This window comes from Streptomyces sp. NPDC037083 (assembly GCF_055606485.1).
Map to the genome: position 1 here is coordinate 617,455 of NZ_JBVJSQ010000001.1, position 20,160 is coordinate 637,614.

A 20,160-nucleotide genomic window follows, 5' to 3' on the forward strand; every position below is an offset into this window, starting at 1 on the left:
GATGGCACGACAGGCAGTGGTGGAGGGGGCGTTGGGGTGGTCGCCGGCACGGGGCCCGACGCCCTGCGCCGAGGCCGGCGGGCGGCTGCTCGTGGCGGACTCGTGGCTGGTGCGCGACGGCCGGGTGCGCGGCCTGGAACGGCACCGGGAACGGTTCCTGCGGGCCTGCGGCGAGTGCAGCGGCCCGCCGTTGCGCCGGCTGCTGGAGTTCTGGCGGGACGCGACGGCCGCGTTGCCGCGCACGGGGTCGTGGTTCCCGCGCGTGGAACTGGCGTCGGGATCGATGGAGTTGCGGCTGCGGCTGCGGCCCGCTCCGCCGCTGGAGCCGGACATCCGGGTCTGGGCCGCGGGCCAGCCGGATCCGCGGACCATGCCGCGCCGCAAGGGGCCCGATCTGGACGCCCTGGCCCGGGTGCGCCGCCGGGCGTCCGGCGCGGGCGCGTCGGAGGCGGTGCTGGTCGCGCCGTCCGGTGCGGTGTTGGAAGCGACCACGGCGGGCGTCCTGTGGTGGGAGGACGATGCGCTGTGTCTGCCTCCGCCCCGGCTGCCGGTCCTGTCCGGGGTGACGGCGGGCCTGATCCGGGAACGGGCCCACCGGCTCGGCGTCCGGGTGGCGCACCGCGAGCGGACGCCGGCCGAGCTGGACGGCCGGGAGGTGTGGCTGGTGAACGCGCTGCACGGGATCCGGCCGGTCACCGGGTGGGCGAGAGGAACGATCGACTGCGCGCCCGCGGTGCGGGCGCCGGAATGGCGGAATTGGCTGGACACGCTGATGGAGCCACTGCCGGACATATAAGGCGAACCACGACGCCGGACGACGACGCAGGACAACGCCGCCGGACGACGACGGAAAAAGCGCTTCCCGGAAAGGGAAAAAGGGCACCGGCGACCGTATCGCCGATGCCCGAATTCTGCGTTTCTCTGTGTTTCTCTGAGTTGCTCAGAGTCGTTCCGGGTTGCTCTGAATTATTTCCCGGCCGACTGATGGGCGCCCGGCGCCATGCGCGTCGCCACGGCGATCCGGTTGTAGGCGTTGATGACCGTGGCCGCCCAGATCAGCGCCGCCAGCTGCGCCTCGTCGAAGACCTCGGCCGCCTCGGCGTACACCGCGTCCGGCACATGGCCGTCGTGCACCAGGGTCACGGCCTCGGTCAACGCCAGTGCGGCGCGCTCCCGTCCGGTGAAGAAGGGGGTCTCCCGCCAGGCGTTCAGCGCGTAGAGGCGCTGCTCGCTCTCGCCCTGGGCGCGGGCGTCCTTGGTGTGCATGTCAAGGCAGAACGCGCAGCCGTTGAGCTGTGAGGCGCGGATCCGGACCAGTTCCAGGATCTCCGGCTCGACCTTGGCGTCCCGGGCGGCCGAAACGGCGACGCCGTGCAGCGAGCCCATCGCGGCGGAGACGTCGGGGGTTATCTTCTTGAGAGCCACGCGGGACACGGAATTGTCGTTCGTCATGGTGGGACTGTATCCGGGAAATCTATCCGGGAAAAGGAATTCCGGAGCCGTTCTCACCGAAAGGAAGCGCCGAGCACAAGGCGTCCAGCGCACCGGACCACGCATGGTCGGGCGGGGTCCCGTAGCCCACGACCAGAGCGTCGAGGGGATCGGCGACCGCGGCGGCGTGGCGGTGGCGCGGACCGAGACCGTCGACCGCCAGGCCCTGGTGGGCCGCCGCCCGCACCACGGCCCCCTCCGTGCCGGCCGGCAGCCGCAGGACGGCGTGCAGGCCCGCCGCGATGCCGGTGACGCGGATCGCCGGGGCGCGGGCGGCCAGGGCGGCGACCAGCGCGTCGCGGCGCCGGCGGTAGCGCGAGCGCATGGCCCGCACATGGCGGTCGTAGGCGCCCGAGACGATGAACTCCGCGAGCGTCAGCTGGTCCAGGACCCCGGACGTGTCGACGCCGCCCTTGGCCGCCGTCACCTCCTCCACCACGCCCGGCGGCAGCACCATCCAGCCCAGCCGCAGGCCGGGGGCGAGCGACTTGCTGGCCGTGCCCAGGTACACCACGTGGTCGGGGTCCAGGCCCTGCAGGGCGCCGACGGGCTGGCGGTCGTAGCGGAACTCGCCGTCGTAGTCGTCCTCCAGGACCAGGCCGCCGGTGCGCCGGGCCCAGTCCACGACGGCCGCCCGCCGGTCGTGATGCAGGGGAACGCCCATCGGGAACTGGTGGGCGGGGGTGAGCAGGACCGCGCCCGCGTCCCTCAACTGCCCTGTGTCCGTGCCGCGTTCGTCGAAGGGCAGCGCGGTCATGGCCAGCCCTGCCGCCGTCAGCAGCTTCCAGTGCTCGTCCAGTCCGTAGGATTCGACGGCGACGGTGCGCGCCCCGCGCGCCCGCAGCACGGCGGTGAGCAGTCTCAGGCCGTGCGCGAAGCCGGCGCACACGACGATGCGGTCGGGGTCGGCACGTACGCCGCGGGCGCGGGAGAGGTAGCCGGCGAGGGCGGTGCGCAGTTCCACGCGGCCGCGGGGGTCGCCGTAGCCGAAGGCCTCGGAGGGGGCGGCGCCGAGGGCGCGGCGGGCCGCCCTGAGCCACTCGGCGCGCGGGAAGGAGGCGAGGTCGGGGGTGCCGGCGCGCAGGTCGTGCGCGGGCCGGTGCTGCTCGGGGCGATGGGGCGCCGCGCCGGCCGGCGGGACCACCGTCCTGTCCGCCACCCGCGTGCCGGAGCCCTGACGGGCGGTGAGCCAGCCCTCGGCGACGAGGTCGGCGTAGGCGTCGGCGACCGTGTTGCGGGCGACGCCCAGGTCGACGGAGAGGGTGCGGGAGGCGGGCAGCCGGGTGCCGGGCGGCAGCCGGCCGCTGCGGACGGCCTCGCGCAGGGCGTCGGTCAGGCCGCGCCGCAGCTGCGGTCCGGTCGGCTCCAGATGCAGGTCGACGCCCAAAGTGGCCCAGGATTTCGCCATGGAAATGGACCATACTCCTGGGCTGCCTCGCTCCTAGGGTCGAAGCCATGACGACTGACGCACCGGCCACGACCACCACGCCCGGAACGACCGGAACGATCGCCGAAAGCGCCGACACCGCCACGACTTCCTCGACCGCCTCGACCGCCGACGAGCAGGTTCGGTACGCCCCCGCGCACACCCCCCGGCTGAACTGGTCCGAGCACGCTCCCGAGGTCTTCAAGGCGATGCTCCGGCTCGACGCCGCCGCCGGCGCGGGCCTCGACCCGAAGCTGCTGGAGCTGGTGAAGGTCCGTGCCTCGCAGATCAACCGGTGCGCGCTCTGCGTCGACATGCACAGCAAGGACGCGCTCGCGGCGGGCGAGAGCGTCGAGCGGATCGTCCAGCTCAGCGCGTGGGAGGAGTCGGAGCACTTCTACACGGAGAAGGAGCTGGCGGCGCTGGCGCTGACGGAGGCGGTGACCGTCCTGACGGAAGGCTTCGTGCCGGACGCGGTGTACGCGAGGGCCGCCCGCCACTTCGAGGACCCCGAGCTGGCGCAGCTGATCGCCGCGATCACGGTGATCAACGCCTGGAACCGGTTCGGCGTGACGTGCCGGCTGGTGCCGGGCCACTACCGGGCGGGGCAGCACGCGTGAGCCGGACGAACCTGCTCGACCGCGAGGTCGGCGGGGCCATGTCCGCGCTCAGCGCGGCGGCCAAGCGGGGTCTCGGCGACCCCGCGCTCGCCGAGCTGGTCGTGATCCGCGCCTCGCAGCTCAACCACTGCGCGTTCTGCCTGGACATGCACCTCGGGATCGCCCGCGAACACGGCGTGAGCGAGAGACAGTTGGACCTGCTGGGGGCGTGGGAGGAGGCCGGGGACGCCTTCGACGGGCGGGAGCGGGCCGCGCTCGCGCTGACGGAGGCGGTCACGGTAGTGACGGAGGGCTTCGTGCCGGACGCGGTGTACGCCGGCGCGGCACGCCACTTCACGGACGTCGAACTCGCCCATCTCATCGCGTTGGTCACCGCCATCAACAGCTGGAACCGGGTGATGGTCGCCCGGCGCGTCCCACCGGGGGGCTACACGCCATGAGCGCAGCGGACGACTTCCGGCGGCTGCACCACGGCCGGCTGCCCGGCGACCCGCTGGTCCTGCCGGGGCCCTGGGACGCGGCGAGCGCCCGGGTGTTCGCCGAGGCGGGCTTCCCCGCGCTCGCGACGCCCAGCGCCGGCGTCGCCGCCTCGCTCGGGTACGCCGACGGGCGGACCCCGGCCGACGAGATGTTCGCGGCGGTCGCCCGGATCGTGCGGGCGGTGGACGTGCCGGTGTCGGCGGACGTCGAGGACGGGTACGGACTGGCGCCGAAGGAGCTGGTGGAGCGGCTGCTGGAGACGGGCGCCGTCGGCTGCAACCTGGAGGACTCGACCGGCGGCGTCCTCAAGGATCCCCGGGAGCATGCCGAGTGGCTGGCGCAGGTGCGGTCCGCGGCGGGCGACCGGCTCTTCGTGAACGCGCGCGTCGACGTGTTCGCGTACGGCGACGGCGACCCGGAACGGGTCCTGGAGCGGGCCGCGTTGTACGTCGCGGCCGGCGCCGACTGCGTCTATCCGATCGGCGCGCCGGCCGATGTGCTGCCCTTGCTGCGGTCGGGGATCCGGGGGCCGCTCAACGCGGGCGGCCGGGTGGACGGCGAGGGCCCCTCGCCCGCTGAACTCGGCGAACTCGGGGCCACACGCGTCACCTTCGGGCCGGGCCTGCAGCGGCGGGCGACGGCCGCCCTGCGGGAGATCGGCGCGGAACTGCTCTAGCGGTGCTCAGGACAGCCACGCCTTCCACGTCGACGGGTGGCTGTCCACCCACTTCTTCGCCGCCTGCTCGGGGGTCAGCTTCTGGTCGGCGATCATCAGGGACACCTCGTTCTGGTCCTCGGTGGTCCACTTGAACTTCTTGAGGAAGGCGGCCGCCTGGCCGCCGTCCTTCGCGAAGCCGGCGTTGAGGTACTTCTGCAGCGGCGTGTGCGGGTAGGCACAGGCGACCTTCTCCGGGTCGGCGTCGCAGCCCTCCTTGTAGGCGGGCAGCTTCACCTCGGTCATCGGGACCTTCTTGAAGAGCCACTGCGGCGAGTACCAGTAGGTGAGGAAGGGCTTCTTCTCCTTGGCGAACTGCCGCATCTGCGTGATCTGGGCGGCCTCGGAACCGGCGAACACGACCTGGTAGTCGAGCTTCAGGTTCTTCACCAGCGCCTTGTCGTTGGTCACGTAGGAGGGTGAGCCGTCCATGAGCTGGCCCTTGCCGCCGCTCTCCGGGGTGCGGAACTGGGCCGCGTACTTGTTGAGGTTCTTCCAGTTCGTGACGTCCGGGTGCTGTTTGGCGAAGTACGTGGGGACGAACCAGCCGATGTGCCCGGTGACGCCGAGGTCGCCGCCCGGCGTGATCGTCTTCTTGTCCTTGACGTAGCGCTGTTCCTGGTCGGGGTGGCCCCAGTCCTCCAGGATCGCGTCCACCCGGCCCTGGCTGAGCGCGTCCCAGGCGGGCACCTCGTCGACCTGCACGGTGTCGACCCGGTAGCCGAGCTTGTGCTCGAGCAGGTACTGGGCGACGGCCACGTTGGCCTGGGCGCCCACCCAGGACTGGACGGACAGGGTGAGGGTCTTGGCGCCCTGCGCGTTGGCGAACGGCGAGGCCTGCTTGGTCATGTCGGCGGCGCCGCAGCCGGTCAGCAGGAGCAGCGCGGACGCGCCGGCCACGGTCGCGGTGGTGCGGATGCGCATGTCACGCTCCCTTCTTCGTGCGGCGTTCCGTCGGCTGGGTCACCCGGTCGAGCATCAGGCCGAGGCAGACGATGGCCGCGCCGGCCACCAGGCCGGTGGCGAGGTCGCCCTGGGCGAGGCCGAAGACGACGTCGTAGCCGAGGGCTCCACCGCCGACCAGGCCGCCGATGATGACGACGGCGAGGACCAGGACCACGCCCTGGTTGAGGGCGAGCAGCAGGGCCGGACGGGCGAGCGGGAGCTGCACCTGGCGGATCTGCTGGCCGCTGCTCGCGCCGAGCGAGCGGGCCGACTCCAGGGCGGCCGGGTCGACCTGGCGCAGGCCCTGGGTGGTGATGCGGACGACGGCGGGCAGCGCGTAGACGACCGCGGCGGCCACGGCGGGCGCGCGGCCGACGCCGAACAGCGCGACGACCGGGATCAGGTACACGAACTGGGGCATCGTCTGGAAGACGTCGAGGACGGGCCGCAGGAGCCGTTCGAAGCGGTCGCTGCGGGCGGCCGCGACGCCGGTCGCGAAGCCCAGGACGAGGGTGACGGCGACCGCGGCGAGAACCTGCGAGAGCGTGTCGAGCGAGGGCTTCCACACGCCGAGCACGCCGATGGCGGCCATGGCGAGAACGGCGGTGAGCGCGGTCCGCCAGGTGCCGATCACCCAGGCGAGCGCGGCGACGATCAGCAGCACCGACCACCAGGGCAGGGCCTGGAGGCCGTCGCGCAGCGGGTCGAGGACCCAGGTGGTGAAGTGGCCGGCCCAGTCGGCGGTACCGCCGACGACGGGCACGCCGGAGTAGAGGTGGTCCGTCATCCAGTCGACGGCCCGGTTGACCGGCTCGGCGATGTTCAGCGTCCAGGCGTCGGGCCAGTCGAGGCGGCCCACGAGCCGTCCGACGACGGCGACGGCCACGGCGGCGGCGAGCGCGGACGCCCATCCCGCGCGCCGCGACAGGCCGGTGCGCCCGGTCGGACCGCCGCCGGAGTCGGCTTCGGAGCCGGCCGCGCAGGTGACGCGGTCCAGGACGACGGCCAGGAGGACGATCGGGATGCCGGCGGCGAGGGCCGCGCCGACGTCGACCGAGGCGAGCGCCTGGTAGACGCGGTCGCCGAGGCCGCCCGCGCCGATCACCGAGGCGATGACCGCCATGGACAGCGCCATCATGATCGTCTGGTTGAGGCCGAGCAGGAGTTCCTTGCGGGCCAGCGGGATGCGCGCGGTCAGCAGGCGCTGGCGGGCGGTCGCCCCCAGCGACTCGACCGCCTCCAGTACCTCCTTGTCGGCGCCGCGCAGGCCGAGCGAGGTGAGCCGGGCCATGGGCGGGGCGGCGTAGACGACGGTGGCGAGGACGGCCGCGGGGACGCCGATGCCGAAGATCAGGACGACCGGGAGGAGGTAGGCGAACGCGGGCAGCACCTGCATGGTGTCCAGGACGGGACGCAGGATGCGGTCCATCCGGTCCGACAGCCCGGCGGCGAGCCCGAGCAGGGCGCCGACGGCGACGGACACGAGGACCGCGACGACCATCAGGGCGAGCGTCTGCATGGTCGGGACCCACATGCCGAGCAGTCCGCAGGCCAGGAAGGCGGCGGCGGTGCCGAGCCCCAGCCGCACTCCGGCGACCCGCCAGGCGACCAGCCCGGCGACGGCGGTGACGCCGGCCCAGCCGACGGCGAGCAGCGTGAGGTAGACGGCGCGCACGGACAGCACGACCGCGTTGCTGAGGTAGCCGAAGCCGTAGAGGAACAGCGGGTGGCTGTCGCGGTTGTCGATGATCCAGTCGCTGGTTTTGCCCAGCGGCTGGGTGAGGTCGACGGTCAAGGCGGCGGGCCAGCTGCCGCTGGCCCACTGGGCGTTGGCGAGCGGCACGAGGATCGCGGCGGCGAGCGCCAGCAGGGCGAGCTTGGCGACCGCGCGGTGTTTGAGGATGCCCGGCAGGGAGACCCGGGTTGCGGGTGCGGTGACGGTAGCCATGTCAGACCGCCTCCTTGCGGAGCTCCGTTCCGGCCACGACGTCGAGGAGCCGTTCGTGGTCGACGACCCCCAGACACCGGCCGTTCTCCACGACGCACGCGGGCTTGTGGCTGCGGGCCACGACCTGGATCGCGTCCGCGACGACGGAGTCGGCGGGGATCGCGCCGGGGTGGTCGGGGCCGCCGCACTCGCCGGGGCGCATGGCCGTGCGGACCGTCATGACCTGCTCGCGGGGGACGTCGCGGACGAACTCGCGGACGTACTCGTCGGCGGGTGAGCCGACGATCTCCTCCGGGGTGCCGAGCTGCACCACCTCGCCGTCGCGCATGAGGGCGATGCGGTCGCCGAGCTTGAGGGCCTCGCTGAGGTCGTGGGTGATGAAGACCATCGTGCGGCCCTCTTCCTGGTGCAGCCGGACGACCTCCTCCTGCATGTCGCGCCGGATCAGCGGGTCGAGCGCGCTGAACGGTTCGTCGAACAGCAGGACCTCGGGGTCCACGGCGAGGGCGCGGGCCAGTCCGACGCGCTGGCGCTGGCCGCCGGACAGCTCGCTGGGCCTGCGGTGCTCCATGCCTTCCAGGCCGACCTTCTCGACGACCTCCTGGGCCCGGCCGCGGCGCTCGGACTTGCCGACGCCCTGGATCTCCAGGCCGTAGGCGACGTTGTCGACGACGGTGCGGTGCGGGAGCAGTCCGAAGTGCTGGAAGACCATCGCGGCCCGGTGGCGGCGCAGTTCGCGCAGCCGGGTCTTGTCCATGGCCCGGACGTCCTCGCCCTCGATGGCGATGGTGCCCGCGGTCGGCTCGATGAGCCGGGTCAGACAGCGCACGAGGGTGGACTTGCCGGAGCCGGACAGGCCCATGACGACGAAGACCTCGCCCTTGCGCACGTCGAAGGAGACGTCCCGGACGGCGGCCGTGCAGCCGGTGCGGGCGCGGAGCTCGGCGGGGGGCAGGGAGGTCAGTTCGGGGTCGCCGGGGACGGTCTCGGCCTTCGGGCCGAACACCTTCCACAGGCCGTCCACCGAGAACACCGGCGGGCGCGTCTCGACGCTCGCGGGGGCATTCGTGTCGATACTCGTGTCGGTACTCATCAGGCATCGCCTCCGATCAGGTCCACGGCCCGTTCGCCCACCATCAGCACTCCGATCATCGGGTTCACCGCCGTCATGGTCGGGAAGACGGAGGCGTCCGCGATACGGATGCCGTCCAGTCCACGGATACGCAACTGCGGGTCGACGACGGCCGTTTCGTCGTCGGGGGCGCCCATCTTGCAGGTGCCCGCCGGGTGGTACACGGTGTGCGCGACCTTGCGGGCGTACTCGCTCAGTTCCTCGTCGCTCGTGACGTGCGGGCCGGGGGCGACCTCGCGCTTGAGCCAGCCGGCCAGCGGCTCGGTCTTCGCGATCTCGCGGGCGATGCGGATCCCGTCGACGAGGGTGCGGCCGTCGTAGTCGTCCTCGTCCGTGAAGTAGCGGAAGTCGAGGGCGGGCTTGACGCTCGGGTTTGCGCTCTGCAGGTAGAGCCGTCCGCGGGACTTCGGCTTGGGGATGTTGGGGGTCATCGAGACGCCGTGCGGCGGGCGTTCGTAGCCCAGCCGCTCCGGGTTGTCGGTGAAGGGGACCTGGTAGAAGTGGAACATCAGGTCGGGGCCCGCGTGTCCGGGGTCGCGGCGCACGAACAGGCCGGCGTCGGAGTCCATCGCGGAGTTCTCCGGGAGCGGCCCGTGGGTCTCCCAGACGATGACCGACTCGGGGTGGTCGAGGAGGTTCTCGCCGACCCCGGGCAGGTCGTGGACGACGGGTATGCCGAGCGCGTCCAGGTCGGCCTTCGGGCCGATGCCGGAGTGCAGCAGGAGGCGGGGCGAGTCGACCGCGCCGGCGCAGAGCACGACCTCGCGCCGGGCCCGGACGAGGACCTCCTCGCCGTCCTTGGTGCGCACGTGCACGCCCTGCGCGCGGGTGCCGTCGAGCTCCAGCCGGTAGGCCCAGGTCTCCAGCCAGATCGTCAGGTTGGGCCGCTCGTCCATCACCGGGTGCAGGTAGGCCACCGAGGCGGAGGACCGCTTGTTGGTCTCGGGGTGGTAGGCGAGGTCGAAGAAGCCGACGCCGTCGTCGAAGGGCTTCTGGTTGAAGCCCTCGATCCGGGGCACTCCGGTCGCCTGCTGTGCGGCGTCGACGAAGTCGCGGGCGATGTCGTTGCGGTCCTTCTCGTCGACCGGGACGATGTTGTTCAGCAGGCGCGCGTAGTACGCCTCCATGGGGACCGCGCCCCAGCCCGTCGCGCCGGCCGCCTCCCACTCGTCGAAGTCGGACGGCAGCGGCTTGAAGGCGATGAGCGTGTTGTGGGAGGAGCAGCCGCCGAGGACGCGGGCGCGGCTGTGCCGGATGTGGGAGTTGCCGCGCGGCTGCTCGGTGGTCGGGTAGTCGTAGTCGAGTTCGCCGCCGAGCAGACCCATCCAGCGGCGCAGGGTGAGGACGTCGTCGCGGCCTACGTCGCTGGGGCCGCCCTCGATGACCGCGACGGTGGTGTCGGGGTTCTCGGTCAGTCGCGAGGCGATGACGGAACCGGCGGTTCCGCCTCCGATCACGACGTAGTCATAGACAGGTGAGGTCTCTGGCATGGGGGGTACTCCAGGGGCGTTCGAAGTCTTTGCGTGGCGAGAGGGGGCGGGGTGCGCGGGCGAGGAGAGGGGGCCGGGTCAGCCCGCGAACCAGCGGACGGGCTTCGGCGCGAGGTTCTGGTAGACGTGCTTGGCCTCGCGGTACTCGGCCAGGCCGGCCGGGCCGAGTTCGCGGCCCACGCCGCTCTTGCCGAAGCCGCCCCACTCCGCCTGCGGCAGGTAGGGGTGGAAGTCGTTGATCCAGACGGTGCCGTGCCGCAGCCGGCCGGCGACGCGGCGGGCGCGGCCCGCGTCGGCGGTCCAGACGCCGCCGGCGAGGCCGTACTCGGTGTCGTTGGCGAGGGCCACGGCCTCGTCCTCGGTGCGGAAGGTCTCGACGGTGAGGACCGGCCCGAAGACCTCCTCCCGCACGACGCGCATCTCGCGGTGGCAGCGGTCGAGGACGGTGGGCTCGTAGAAGTAGCCGGACTCCGGCCGGTGCGGGGCGGGGTCGGGGCGCCGGCCCCCGGACCGCAGCACGGCGCCCTCGGCGAGCGCGGAGGCCACGTACTCCTCGGTCTTGGCGCGCTGCTGCTCGGAGACGAGCGGGCCGCACTCGACGCCGTCCTCGGTGCCCCGCCCGAGCCGGATCTTCCCGGCCCTGCGGGCGAGTTCGGCGACGAAGCGGTCGCGCACCGACTCCTCGACGATGAGCCGGGAGCCCGCCGAGCAGACCTGGCCACTGTGGATGAAGGCCGCGTTGAGGGCCTGGTCGACGGCGGTGTCGAAGCCCTCGGCGGTGGCGCAGGCGTCGGCGAAGACCACGTTGGGGTTCTTTCCGCCGAGTTCGAGGGCGACCTTCTTGACGGTGGGGGCGGCCGCCTGCGCGACCTTGGTGCCGCTGACCAGGCCGCCGGTGAAGGACACCAGGTCCACGTCGGGGTGTTCGGCGAGCCGGGCGCCGACCGTGTGCCCGGGCCCGGTGACGATGTTCGCGACCCCGGCGGGCAGTCCGGCCTCGGCGAGCAGGTCGATGAGCGCGATCGTGGTCAGGGGGGTGATCTCGCTCGGCTTGACGACGAACGTGTCGCCGGCGGCGAGGGCCGGCGCGATCTTCCAACTCGCCTGGAGGAGCGGATAGTTCCAGGGGGTGATCAAGGCGCACACCCCGATCGGCTCATGGACGACGACGCTGTGGACGTCGGCCGAGCCCGCGTCCACGACCCGGCCCGGAGACTCGGCGGCGACGAGGCCGGCGAAGTAGCGGAAGGCGTCGGCGACGCAGTCGATGTCCACGCGGCCCTCTTCGAGGGTCTTTCCCGCGTCACGGCTCTCCAGCAGGCCGAGCCGTTCGCGGTCGCGTATGAGGAGGTCGGCGACGCGGCGCAGCACTGCGGCGCGTTCGACGGCCGGAGTGCGCGGCCAGTCGCCCTCGTCGAAGGCGGTGCGGGCGGCGGCGACCGCCAGGTCGGCGTCCTTCTCGTCGCCTTCCGCGACCACCGCGAAGGGGCGCCCGTCCGCGGGGTCGAGAATCTCACGGGTCGCCCCGGAGGCGGCTGTCAGCCACTCGCCGCCGGCGTGAATCGTCCGGCAGTCCCGCTGTTCCGTCTGTTCCGTCGTGTCGGCCATGATCGGTGTTGCCTTCCGTTCCTGTTCAATCCCCCTGTGTCACCCGTGGTTCGCTGCCGGGGACCGCGTCCACCTGCCCCCAAGCTCCCATTGCATGCGCAATCCCTTGCCTAAAGTGCGCTGAGTCACTGAGAATACGGTCAAATCAGGACGAATCAGTCGTCAATGTGACGGTCGGCACTCACGTGGGCCGCTGCGGCCGCCGAGTTCGGCCACCAGGTCGCGGACCGCGCCCCGAAGCCACGCGTGCGCGGGATCGGCGTCGTGCCGCGGATGCCAGGCCATGCCCAGCCGGAGCGGCGGCAGCTCCAGCGGCACGTCGAAGGAGACCAGCCCGAGACTCTCCGCAAGCGGCAGCCCCCAGGCGGTGTTCAGGCCCACCAGATCGGTGTCACGGATGACGAAGAGAGAGGCGGGCAGCGAGCCCACGGCGCCCACCACCCGCCGCTCCAGCCCGAGACCGGCGAGCGCCGCGTCGACCGGCCCGTGCAGCCTGCCCCGCCGGGACACGATGAGGTGACCGGCCTCCCGGGCGAACCGCTCGGGCGTCAACTCGCCCTGGAGCAGGGGATGTCCCGCACGCGCGACACCCATCATCCAGTCCTCGCCGAGGTGCTCGCGGTGCACCTCGGGGGCCACGGTGTCGACGACGCCCACCTCCAGGTCGGCGGTGCCCTCGCGCAGGAACGGCGCGTCCACATGACTCTCCCCCAGGAAGCGGACGCGGATGCCGGGCGCCTCGGCGGCCGCACGGGCGTACAGGGCCGGGCCGTGGGCGGCGGCGATGGCGTCGTGGCCGAGGATCGTGAGGGTGCGGGTCACCGTCCTGAGGTCGGTCCCCTCGGACGGTGCGAACAGCGCCCGGGCCCGCTCCACGACCGCGCTCACCTCCGCCCGCACGGCGAGGGCGCGCGGCGTCGGCACCATCCGCCGGCCCGCCCGCACCAGGATCGGGTCGCCCAGCGCCTTGCGGACCCGGCCGAGGGTGCGGCTCATCGCCGGTTCGGACAGGTGCAGGCGGCGGGCCGCGCCCTGCACGCTCTGCTCCTCCAGCAGGACGTCCAGCGCCACCAGCAGATTCAGATCCAGCCCGGCGGGCCCGTTCACGGATTGCGTCACACGCACTCACCCCTTGCAAAGGTTGCACTGGAAAGCAGGTCGGGGCCGAGCCTACGGTGAACGGGAATCCCACTCCGACGAGCTCCCCGGGAGGAGCCGTGCCTCCGCACGCCCTGAAACGGTCCACCCTCCTCGCGCTGTGCGCCTGCGTGCTGGTCGCGCAGAGCATGGTCGCCGCGATCAACCTCCTCATCCCGCAGCTGAGTTCGTCCTCGCTGCACCCGTCGCACACTGAGGTCCTGTGGACCGTCGACGCCTACGTCATCGTCTTCGCGGGGCTGCTCATCCCGGCCGGCGCGGCCGGCGACCGATACGGCCGCAAGGGCGCCCTGCTCGCCGGCCTCGGCCTGTTCGCCCTCGGCGCCGCCACCAGCGCGCTCGCCCCCGACCCGGCGGTGCTGATCGCGGGCCGGGGCATCTCGGGAGCCGGCGCGGCGCTGATCACTCCGGCGACGATGTCGATCCTCGTCCACCTCGCCGGGCCGCAGGGCAGGGCCCGCGCGATGGCGTCCTGGACCCTCGCCCTGGGCCTCGGCGGCCTGGCGGGCAACCTGGGCGGCGGGCTGGTCGGCCAGTACCTGACCTGGCGGGCCCTGTTCGCCGCGATGATCCCGCTCGCGGCCTTGCTGGCGCTCGCCGTCGCGCTGACCACCCCGCGCACGGACCGCTCGCCGTACAGTCGCCTCGACCCGCTGGGCACCCTGCTGCTCACCGCAGGACTCGTCGCCGTCCTGTTCGGCATCATCGAGGGCCCGGACCACGGCTGGGCCTCGCCGCCCATCCTGGGCTCCTTCGCGGCCGGAGCCGCCCTGATCGCCGCGTTCACCCTGCGGTCCCTGCGCTCACGCGCGCCCCTCTTCGACCCGCGCGTCTTCCGCTCCCCCCGCCTGCGGGCCACGAGCCTCGGGCTGACGACCGGCTTCTTCGGCCTGTTCGCGCTCTTCTTCGTCAACTCCCAGTACCTCCAGGAGGTCAAGGGCTACGGGCCCGCCGTCACCGGCGTCGCCATCGTCCCGCTGATCGTCGGCATGGCCCTGGTCCCGAAGCTGGCCGCACGCTGGTCGGCCCACCCCCGCCCGGTCATCGGCGCCGGGCTCGCCCTGATCGGCCTCGGCCTGCTCGGCGCGTCCACGGCGGACGCCGGCACGCCCTACCCGGTGTACGCCTGCTGGCTGCTGGTCATCTCGGCGGGGACGGGCCTGTCGATGCCCGCGCTGACCCTCGGCGTCGTCACCTCGCTCCCGCCCCACCAGGCGGGCCTCGGCTCCGGACTCGGCACCTCGGCCCGCGAGATCGGCGCCGCCCTCGGCGTCGCGGTCGCCGGCACCTCCCTGGCGGGCCACCCCGACTTCGCCACCGGCATGGGCCCGGCCCTGCGCACGGTCGCGGTGACCGTACTGGCCGCGACGGTGCTGGTCGCCTCCGGTCTCGGCACGCCCGTCCGCCGCCGGAGCTTCGACAACGGCCTGAATCCCACGAAGAGTTGAATTACTCTTCGTGTCCGGACCGCCACGCTGAGCCGCGCGAAGGAGACGCCATGCCCGCGAGACGAGTGGTCACCGGACGAAGCCAGCAGCCCCGCAAACGGTTCGCTGAGGAACTGCGACTGCTGCGCAACGGGCGCGGAGAGAGCCTGCGGGAGCTCGCCGAGCGACTGGGGTGGGACCAGTCCACCTTCGGCAAGATGGAGGCCGGGGTCAGCCTCGGCAGCCCGGAGATCGTGGAGGCCCTGGACCAGCACTACGGGACACCGGGGTTGTTGCTGGCCCTGTGGGAAGTGGCGCTGGGGGACAACAGCCAGTTCAAGGAGCAGTACCGCAGGTACATGGACGTCGAGGCCGAGGCGCTGAGCCTGTGGCACTTCGGTGTGAGCACCGTCCATGGCCTGCTGCAGACGGCGGCGTACGCACGCGAGGTCCTGACGCTCGGCGGACTCAAGGGATCGGACCTGGACCAGCAGGTCGAAGCACGCACCGGGCGACGGAAGCTTCTGGAAGGAGGCGACCCGCCACTGTTCCGCGCCATCCTCTCCGAGGCGGTGCTGCGGACCCCGCTGCGCGCGCCGCACGAGTGGCGTGAGCAGTTGGAATACCTGTTGGAGGTCTGCGAGCGCCCGAACATCACCCTTCAGGTACTCCCGCACAGCGCCGGGCTCCACGCGCTGGTGAGCACCGACATGATGTTCCTGCGGATGCCCGACGGCATCACGGTGGCCTACGCGGAGACAGCCCATCGGGGCGAACTCATCGAGGAGACCCGAGCAGTTGAGCTACTCCAACGGCGTTACGATGCGATGCGTGACCTGGCGCTTTCTCCGGTCGAGTCACGCAAGTTCATGATGCGGATGTTGGAGGAAGTGCCGTGCGAGCCATCGACCTGAGCAACGTCACCTGGCGCAAGTCCAGCTACAGCAACCCTGATGGCGGGGCATGCCTCGAAGTCGCCGAAGGCACCCCCGCTCTCGTCCCCGTGCGGGACAGCAAGGCGCCCGAGCGAGGAGCCCTCCTGTTCGAACCCGGCGCGTGGGCAAGCTTCGTGAGCGCCGTCAAGCGGAGCTGAACGCGGAGCCGGACTCGGAGTTGAACGCAAGCGATCCCCGGACGGTCGGACCGTCCGGGGATCGTCGGCGTTCAGGCTCAGATCAGGCCGAGGGCGCGGACCGCCTCGCGCTCCTCCGCGAGCTCCTGCACCGACGCGTCGATGCGGGCGCGGGAGAACTCGTTGACGTCCAGGCCCTGGACGATCTCGTACTTGCCGTCCTTCGTGGTGACCGGGAAGGAGGAGATGAGACCCTCCGGGACGCCGTAGGAGCCGTCGGACGGGATGCCCATGGAGGCCCAGTCGCCGTCCGCCGTGCCATTGACCCAGGTGTACACGTGGTCGATGGCGGCGTTGGCGGCCGAGGCGGCGGAGGACGCGCCACGGGCCTCGATGATGGCCGCGCCGCGCTTGGCGACGGTCGGGATGAAGTCCTCGGCCAGCCACTTCTCGTCGTTGACGACCTCGGCGGCGTTCTTGCCCGCGATGGTGGCGTGGAAGATGTCCGGGTACTGGGTGGCGGAGTGGTTGCCCCAGATGGTCAGGCGCTTGATGTCGGCGACCGTCGAGCCCGTCTTCTTCGCGAGCTGGGTCAGCGCGCGGTTGTGGTCGAGGCGGGTCATCGCGGTGAAGCGCTCGGCCGGTACGTCCGGGGCCGCGGCCTGGGCGATCAAGGCGTTGGTGTTGGCCGGGTTGCCGACGACGAGGACCTTGATGTCGTCCGCGGCGTGGTCGTTGATGGCCTTGCCCTGCGGCTTGAAGATGCCGCCGTTGGCCTCGAGGAGGTCACCGCGCTCCATGCCCTTGGTGCGCGGGCGGGCGCCGACGAGGAGGGCGACGTTGGCGCCGTCGAAGGCGACGTTCGGGTCGTCGGTGATGTCGATGCCCTGAAGCAGCGGGAAGGCGCAGTCGTCGAGCTCCATGGCGGTGCCCTCGGCGGCCTTGAGCGCCGGGGTGATCTCCAGCAGGCGCAGCTTGACCGGCACGTCCGCGCCGAGCAGCTGGCCGGAGGCGATGCGGAAGAGCAGGGCGTAACCGATCTGGCCGGCCGCGCCGGTGACGGTGACGTTCACGGGAGTGCGGGTCATGGCGTTCTCCGTATGACAGCTGTCGGTGGGGCGTCCCTGCCCCGGGTGGGACGTACAAATGATCGATCTCTTGGTATCAAGAGATCCAATCAGCGGTCAGGCTATCGCGCATCCGGGATCCCGGGCGTACGGGGTTGTGTGGCCCGTCCCACAGAGTGGTCCCCGGCGTACGGGAAACCCACACGAAGCGGCGGCCGCCGGTCCGGGAGAGGTGGGACCGAGCGGCCGCCGTGGTGGGGGTGCCGGGTCGCGCCGGACTCCCGTGGGGGTACGGTTCGCGTTCCCGGAGCGGATGCGGGTATTCCTGCGCGCGCCGCTTTTTTTCGGCGGCGGTCGCGTCCGTCGACCCCTCAGGGCGTGCAGCCCTTCCGGCCCGAGGCGAGCACCGCGCACGCCGTCGCGTCGTCCGCGCTGTTCACGGCCACCATGGGCGTGTAGGCGACGGTGTCGCCGACCGCCGCGACGCGGCCGGTCCGCCGCACGGATCCGGCGGTCACGCCCACCGTGTCGCCGGGCCCGGCCTGCGTGATCCTGCCCCAGGCCGCCCCGCAGGTCCTGCTGTAGCGGACCTCCACCACGGCCGTGCCGACCGTCGCGGTCTTCGCCGTCGCCGCGAGTCCGCCGCTGCACCCCATCTCCTCCGCGTCCCGGCCCGAGCAGTCGGAGCCGCCGCACAGCACCCCGGAGGGCAGGACGTGCGGCGCGGTGGCGGACGGCGAGGGCGACTTGACGGCGCCCACCGCCTGCGGGTCCCCGCCCTCGGTGAGGAAGAACGCGCCCACCGCGACCGTCACCGCGCCCACGACACCGGCGAGGAAGAACGCCGCCCGCTGCCGCCCGGCGCCGCCCGGGGGCGTCACGCGCGGGCCCTTCGCGCTGCGCGGCGGCTGCGGAGGCGGCCCGAACTCCCCCGGCAGGGGCCGCGGCCGCAAGGCGCCGACGGCCTCCGCGGCCGGGTCGTGCCGCGTCTCCGACCGGCTCCAGGCCCGCTCGGCCAGCTCCCACAGGGTGATCAGATGGATGACCGGCGTGCCGGTGACCTCGGCCAGCGCGACGATGGCGCCCCTGGGCGCCGGCAGCCGACCGTGCAGATAACGCTCCCAGGAGGCCTTGCCGTAGCCCGTGCGCTCGGCCACCGCCGCGACGCTCAGCCCCGTGCGGTCCACGACCCGTCGCAGAACCTCGACGAACTCCCGCACCTGCGGGTCGAGTTCGCCCGGCAGGGCTTTCCAACGAGGCATCGGATCCCCCTTACTCCACCAAGTCCCCCAAGGGTCGCGTCAGACCCCATGTGACGACGATTCGGGACACATACCCGAACTGTCAACGTATCCACCCAACGAGCGCGCCGCACCCGCCTCGCCGCACCCTCCCTCACCCCGCCTCAGACCCGTCGTCGCAGCCGGCTCGCCGGGACCGCCCGCCCGAGCCGATCACGACCGCCTCAACCGACAAGGACCGCCTCAACCGGGAGCGACCGCCTCAGCCGAGAACGACCGCTCCCCCGACGGCGAGGAGCAGCAGGGCGAGCAGGAGCAGGACCGCGGAGAGGAGAAGGCGTCCGGCGGGCCGGGGCGGGGGCGGCGGTGCGGGCTCCTCCGGACGGTCCCACCAGGGAACCGTGGGATCGTCCTCGTACTCCCCCGCCGGGTTCGCCTGCGCGGGCCGCGGCCACGCCTCGACGGCCAGTTCCCAGCGCACGACGTGCCGTTCGGCCTCCGCGCCGGCCAGTCCCGCGACCCGGCACAGGGCGTCGACGGCCTGCCGGGGCGGCGGCTGGACGGCGTTGAGATAGCGCTGCCAGGAGGACTTGCTGTACGCGGTGCGCGCGCCGAGCGCGGCCAGGCTGAGACCCGTGCCGTCCTTGAGCTGCCGCAACTGTTCCACGAAGTGCCGTACCTCCGACGGCAGTCCGTCCGGCAGCGGCTGCCACGCGCCCATCCCACCCGCCTTTCCTTCGGTCCGTTGGGGGGACGACATCGGGCGGCCGGGCGGTTCCCCGCCGGGGCGGGCTGTGGCGGGGCGGGCACACGGCGGCGGAACGGTCACTTCCGTGCCACAGGGTCCGGTCGGCTGTTGAACAGGCCGTTCGCGGTGCGGGAGCGTGGAACACGTCGGCGGCCCGTCCTTCTCGGGGGATGGGGACGGGCCGCCGTACGTCTGCGTTCAGCTGCTGACAGTGAAGTGCAGGGTGTCCTTCAGGAACGGGATCTGCAGCCACGGGTTCGGCTGGGCCATCAGCGCCAGCAGGACGATCGCCGTGCCCAGCACCGCGTAGGTCGCGATGTCCGTGAAGCGGGAGCGCACGGCGAGCATGCCGACGCCGGGCAGCAGCCAGCGCATGACCGCGCCGGCCAGCAGCCCGACGCCGATCAGGATGGTGCCGACCCGGAACACGTCGAGCGCGGTCAGCAGCAGACCGAGCGCGACGACGCCCAGAACGGCGATGATCGGCCACTGCCGGGCGGCCAGCGCGTCGCCGGGCGCGGCGCGGCCCGCGCCCTCGGGGCGTGCGGTGTCCCGGGTGAACTTCGGGAAGCGCCGGGTAGTGCGACGCGGCACGCCGTCGGCGTCCGGCGCGCTGATCGGGTCGCGGACCTCGATCTCGTCGGCGCCGTCGCCGCCGTCCATGTCCCCGGCCTTGCCGGAGGCGCCGTCAGCCGACACTGCGCTCCGCCGCCTCCACCACGTTGACGAGCAGCTGGGCACGGGTCATCGGGCCGACGCCGCCGGGGTTGGGGGAGATCCAGCCGGCCACCTCGCGCACGTCCGGGTGCACGTCGCCGACGATCCTGCCCTCGGCGTTGCGGGAGACGCCGACGTCGAGGACGGCCGCGCCGGGCTTGACGTCCTCCGCGCGGATCAGGTGGGCGGACCCGGCGGCGGCGACGATGACGTCGGCCCGCTTCAGGTGCGCCGACAGGTCCCGGGTGCCGGTGTGGCACTGAGTCACCGTCGCGTTCTCGCTGCGCCGGGTCAGCAGCAGCGGCATCGGACGGCCGATGGTGACGCCCCGGCCGACGACGACGACCTCGGCGCCCTTGATCTCGACGCCGTAGCGGCGCAGCAGCGTCAGCACGCCGTTGGGCGTGCAGGGCAGCGGCGCGGGCTCGTTGAGGACCAGCCGGCCGAGGTTCATCGGGTGCAGGCCGTCGGCGTCCTTGGCGGGATCCATCAGCTCCAGGATCCGGTTCTCGTCGATGCCCCGGGGCAGCGGGAGCTGGACGATGTAGCCGGTGCAGGAGGGGTCGTCGTTCAGCTCGCGGACGACCGCCTCGATCTCCTCCTGGGTGGCCGTGCCGGGCAGCTCGCGCTGGATGGAGGCGATGCCCACCTCGGCGCAGTCGCGGTGCTTGCCGGCTACGTACTTCTGGCTGCCGGGGTCGGCGCCGACGAGGATCGTGCCGAGGCCGGGCGTCACGCCCTTCTCCTTCAGCGCCGCCACTCGGGCGGTCAGATCGGACTTGATCTCGGCTGCGGTGGCCTTGCCATCGAGAATCTGGGCGGTCATGAGGCCATCCTCCCGGATGACGGCCCCCCGGTTCCAATCCGGGTGAACC

20 protein-coding genes are annotated in these 20,160 nt (G+C 72.5%); 7 read left to right on the plus strand and 13 right to left on the minus strand.

From position 1 onward, the window contains the following. Window position 1: 1 nt before the first annotated feature. A complete protein-coding gene (locus ACZ7DE_RS02860) occupies window positions 2-796 on the plus strand; it encodes an aminotransferase class IV (RefSeq protein ID WP_470757234.1) in 795 nt (264 codons plus the stop codon). A 170-nt stretch (window positions 797-966) separates the two neighbouring features. On the opposite strand, the gene ACZ7DE_RS02865 is transcribed toward ACZ7DE_RS02860, so the two are convergent. Both ACZ7DE_RS02865 and pdxR read right to left on the minus strand, forming a co-directional pair. Then, window positions 967-1,452 carry a carboxymuconolactone decarboxylase family protein gene (locus ACZ7DE_RS02865; RefSeq protein ID WP_470757236.1) on the minus strand — a complete coding sequence of 162 codons (486 nt, stop codon included), beginning with the start codon at window positions 1,450-1,452 and terminating at the stop codon, window positions 967-969. 22 nt (window positions 1,453-1,474) lie between these two features. After that, window positions 1,475-2,899, minus strand: coding sequence for a MocR-like pyridoxine biosynthesis transcription factor PdxR (gene pdxR, locus ACZ7DE_RS02870; protein ID WP_470757238.1), 1,425 nt, complete (start codon window positions 2,897-2,899; stop codon window positions 1,475-1,477). Between the two features lie 47 nt (window positions 2,900-2,946). Between pdxR and ACZ7DE_RS02875 the strand changes: the two genes are divergently transcribed. Genes ACZ7DE_RS02875 through ACZ7DE_RS02885 form a run of 3 tightly spaced genes read left to right on the plus strand, consistent with a single transcriptional unit; the run spans window position 2,947 to window position 4,693 of the window. After that, the gene (locus ACZ7DE_RS02875) at window positions 2,947-3,537 is read left to right on the plus strand and encodes a carboxymuconolactone decarboxylase family protein (RefSeq protein WP_470757240.1); all 591 of its coding nucleotides are present in this window, start codon (window positions 2,947-2,949) and stop codon (window positions 3,535-3,537) included. Window positions 3,538-3,575: 38 nt separating this feature from the next. Beyond that, the gene (locus tag ACZ7DE_RS02880; protein WP_470757970.1) at window positions 3,576-3,977 is read left to right on the plus strand and encodes a carboxymuconolactone decarboxylase family protein; all 402 of its coding nucleotides are present in this window, start codon (window positions 3,576-3,578) and stop codon (window positions 3,975-3,977) included. Beyond that, complete coding sequence (locus tag ACZ7DE_RS02885; protein ID WP_470757242.1) at window positions 3,974-4,693, plus strand: isocitrate lyase/PEP mutase family protein; 720 nt, start codon at window positions 3,974-3,976, stop codon at window positions 4,691-4,693. The genes ACZ7DE_RS02880 and ACZ7DE_RS02885 overlap by 4 nt, the downstream gene beginning before the upstream one ends. A gap of 6 nt (window positions 4,694-4,699) precedes the next feature. On the opposite strand, the gene ACZ7DE_RS02890 is transcribed toward ACZ7DE_RS02885, so the two are convergent. From ACZ7DE_RS02890 to ACZ7DE_RS02915, 6 genes are all read right to left on the minus strand, one after another. After that, entirely contained in the window at window positions 4,700-5,656 is a 957-nt protein-coding gene (locus ACZ7DE_RS02890; RefSeq protein WP_470757244.1) for an ABC transporter substrate-binding protein, read from the minus strand. A 1-nt stretch (window position 5,657) separates the two neighbouring features. Further along, the gene (locus ACZ7DE_RS02895; RefSeq protein ID WP_470757246.1) at window positions 5,658-7,625 is read right to left on the minus strand and encodes an ABC transporter permease; all 1,968 of its coding nucleotides are present in this window, start codon (window positions 7,623-7,625) and stop codon (window positions 5,658-5,660) included. A 1-nt stretch (window position 7,626) separates the two neighbouring features. Beyond that, on the minus strand, window positions 7,627-8,718 hold the full coding sequence (locus ACZ7DE_RS02900) for a quaternary amine ABC transporter ATP-binding protein (RefSeq protein ID WP_470757248.1): 1,092 nt from the start codon (window positions 8,716-8,718) through the stop codon (window positions 7,627-7,629). Next, on the minus strand, window positions 8,718-10,247 hold the full coding sequence (locus ACZ7DE_RS02905) for a GMC family oxidoreductase (protein WP_470757250.1): 1,530 nt from the start codon (window positions 10,245-10,247) through the stop codon (window positions 8,718-8,720). The genes ACZ7DE_RS02900 and ACZ7DE_RS02905 overlap by 1 nt, the downstream gene beginning before the upstream one ends. 78 nt (window positions 10,248-10,325) lie before the next feature. Beyond that, a complete protein-coding gene (locus ACZ7DE_RS02910) occupies window positions 10,326-11,855 on the minus strand; it encodes an aldehyde dehydrogenase family protein (RefSeq protein ID WP_470757252.1) in 1,530 nt (509 codons plus the stop codon). A gap of 162 nt (window positions 11,856-12,017) precedes the next feature. After that, window positions 12,018-12,980, minus strand: a complete 963-nt coding sequence (locus ACZ7DE_RS02915; protein WP_470757254.1) for a LysR family transcriptional regulator — start codon at window positions 12,978-12,980, stop codon at window positions 12,018-12,020. 92 nt (window positions 12,981-13,072) lie between these two features. On the opposite strand from ACZ7DE_RS02915, the gene ACZ7DE_RS02920 reads away from it, so the two are divergent. The 3 genes from ACZ7DE_RS02920 to ACZ7DE_RS02930 are packed head-to-tail and all read left to right on the plus strand — an operon-like array spanning window position 13,073 to window position 15,533. Further along, window positions 13,073-14,461 (plus strand): MFS transporter, encoded by a 1,389-nt coding sequence (locus ACZ7DE_RS02920; RefSeq protein WP_470757256.1) that lies wholly within the window; start codon window positions 13,073-13,075, stop codon window positions 14,459-14,461. A 50-nt stretch (window positions 14,462-14,511) separates the two neighbouring features. Then, the gene (locus tag ACZ7DE_RS02925) at window positions 14,512-15,354 is read left to right on the plus strand and encodes a helix-turn-helix domain-containing protein (RefSeq protein WP_470757258.1); all 843 of its coding nucleotides are present in this window, start codon (window positions 14,512-14,514) and stop codon (window positions 15,352-15,354) included. Next, window positions 15,336-15,533, plus strand: coding sequence for a DUF397 domain-containing protein (locus ACZ7DE_RS02930; protein WP_470757260.1), 198 nt, complete (start codon window positions 15,336-15,338; stop codon window positions 15,531-15,533). Before ACZ7DE_RS02925 ends, ACZ7DE_RS02930 begins: the two co-directional genes overlap by 19 nt. A 77-nt stretch (window positions 15,534-15,610) precedes the next feature. Here the strand turns inward: ACZ7DE_RS02930 and ACZ7DE_RS02935 are convergent, their stop codons facing one another. The 5 genes from ACZ7DE_RS02935 to ACZ7DE_RS02955 all read right to left on the minus strand — a co-directional run bounded on the left by ACZ7DE_RS02935 (window position 15,611) and on the right by ACZ7DE_RS02955 (window position 20,111). After that, on the minus strand, window positions 15,611-16,600 hold the full coding sequence (locus ACZ7DE_RS02935; RefSeq protein WP_470757261.1) for a malate dehydrogenase: 990 nt from the start codon (window positions 16,598-16,600) through the stop codon (window positions 15,611-15,613). A gap of 350 nt (window positions 16,601-16,950) precedes the next feature. Next, on the minus strand, window positions 16,951-17,841 hold the full coding sequence (locus tag ACZ7DE_RS02940) for a helix-turn-helix domain-containing protein (RefSeq protein WP_470757263.1): 891 nt from the start codon (window positions 17,839-17,841) through the stop codon (window positions 16,951-16,953). A gap of 241 nt (window positions 17,842-18,082) precedes the next feature. Next, entirely contained in the window at window positions 18,083-18,541 is a 459-nt protein-coding gene (locus ACZ7DE_RS02945) for a helix-turn-helix domain-containing protein (RefSeq protein ID WP_470757265.1), read from the minus strand. A gap of 225 nt (window positions 18,542-18,766) precedes the next feature. Continuing rightward, entirely contained in the window at window positions 18,767-19,231 is a 465-nt protein-coding gene (locus ACZ7DE_RS02950; protein WP_470757972.1) for a DUF3017 domain-containing protein, read from the minus strand. Between the two features lie 25 nt (window positions 19,232-19,256). Continuing rightward, on the minus strand, window positions 19,257-20,111 hold the full coding sequence (locus ACZ7DE_RS02955; RefSeq protein WP_470757267.1) for a bifunctional methylenetetrahydrofolate dehydrogenase/methenyltetrahydrofolate cyclohydrolase: 855 nt from the start codon (window positions 20,109-20,111) through the stop codon (window positions 19,257-19,259). Between the last annotated feature and the right edge of the window lie 49 nt (window positions 20,112-20,160).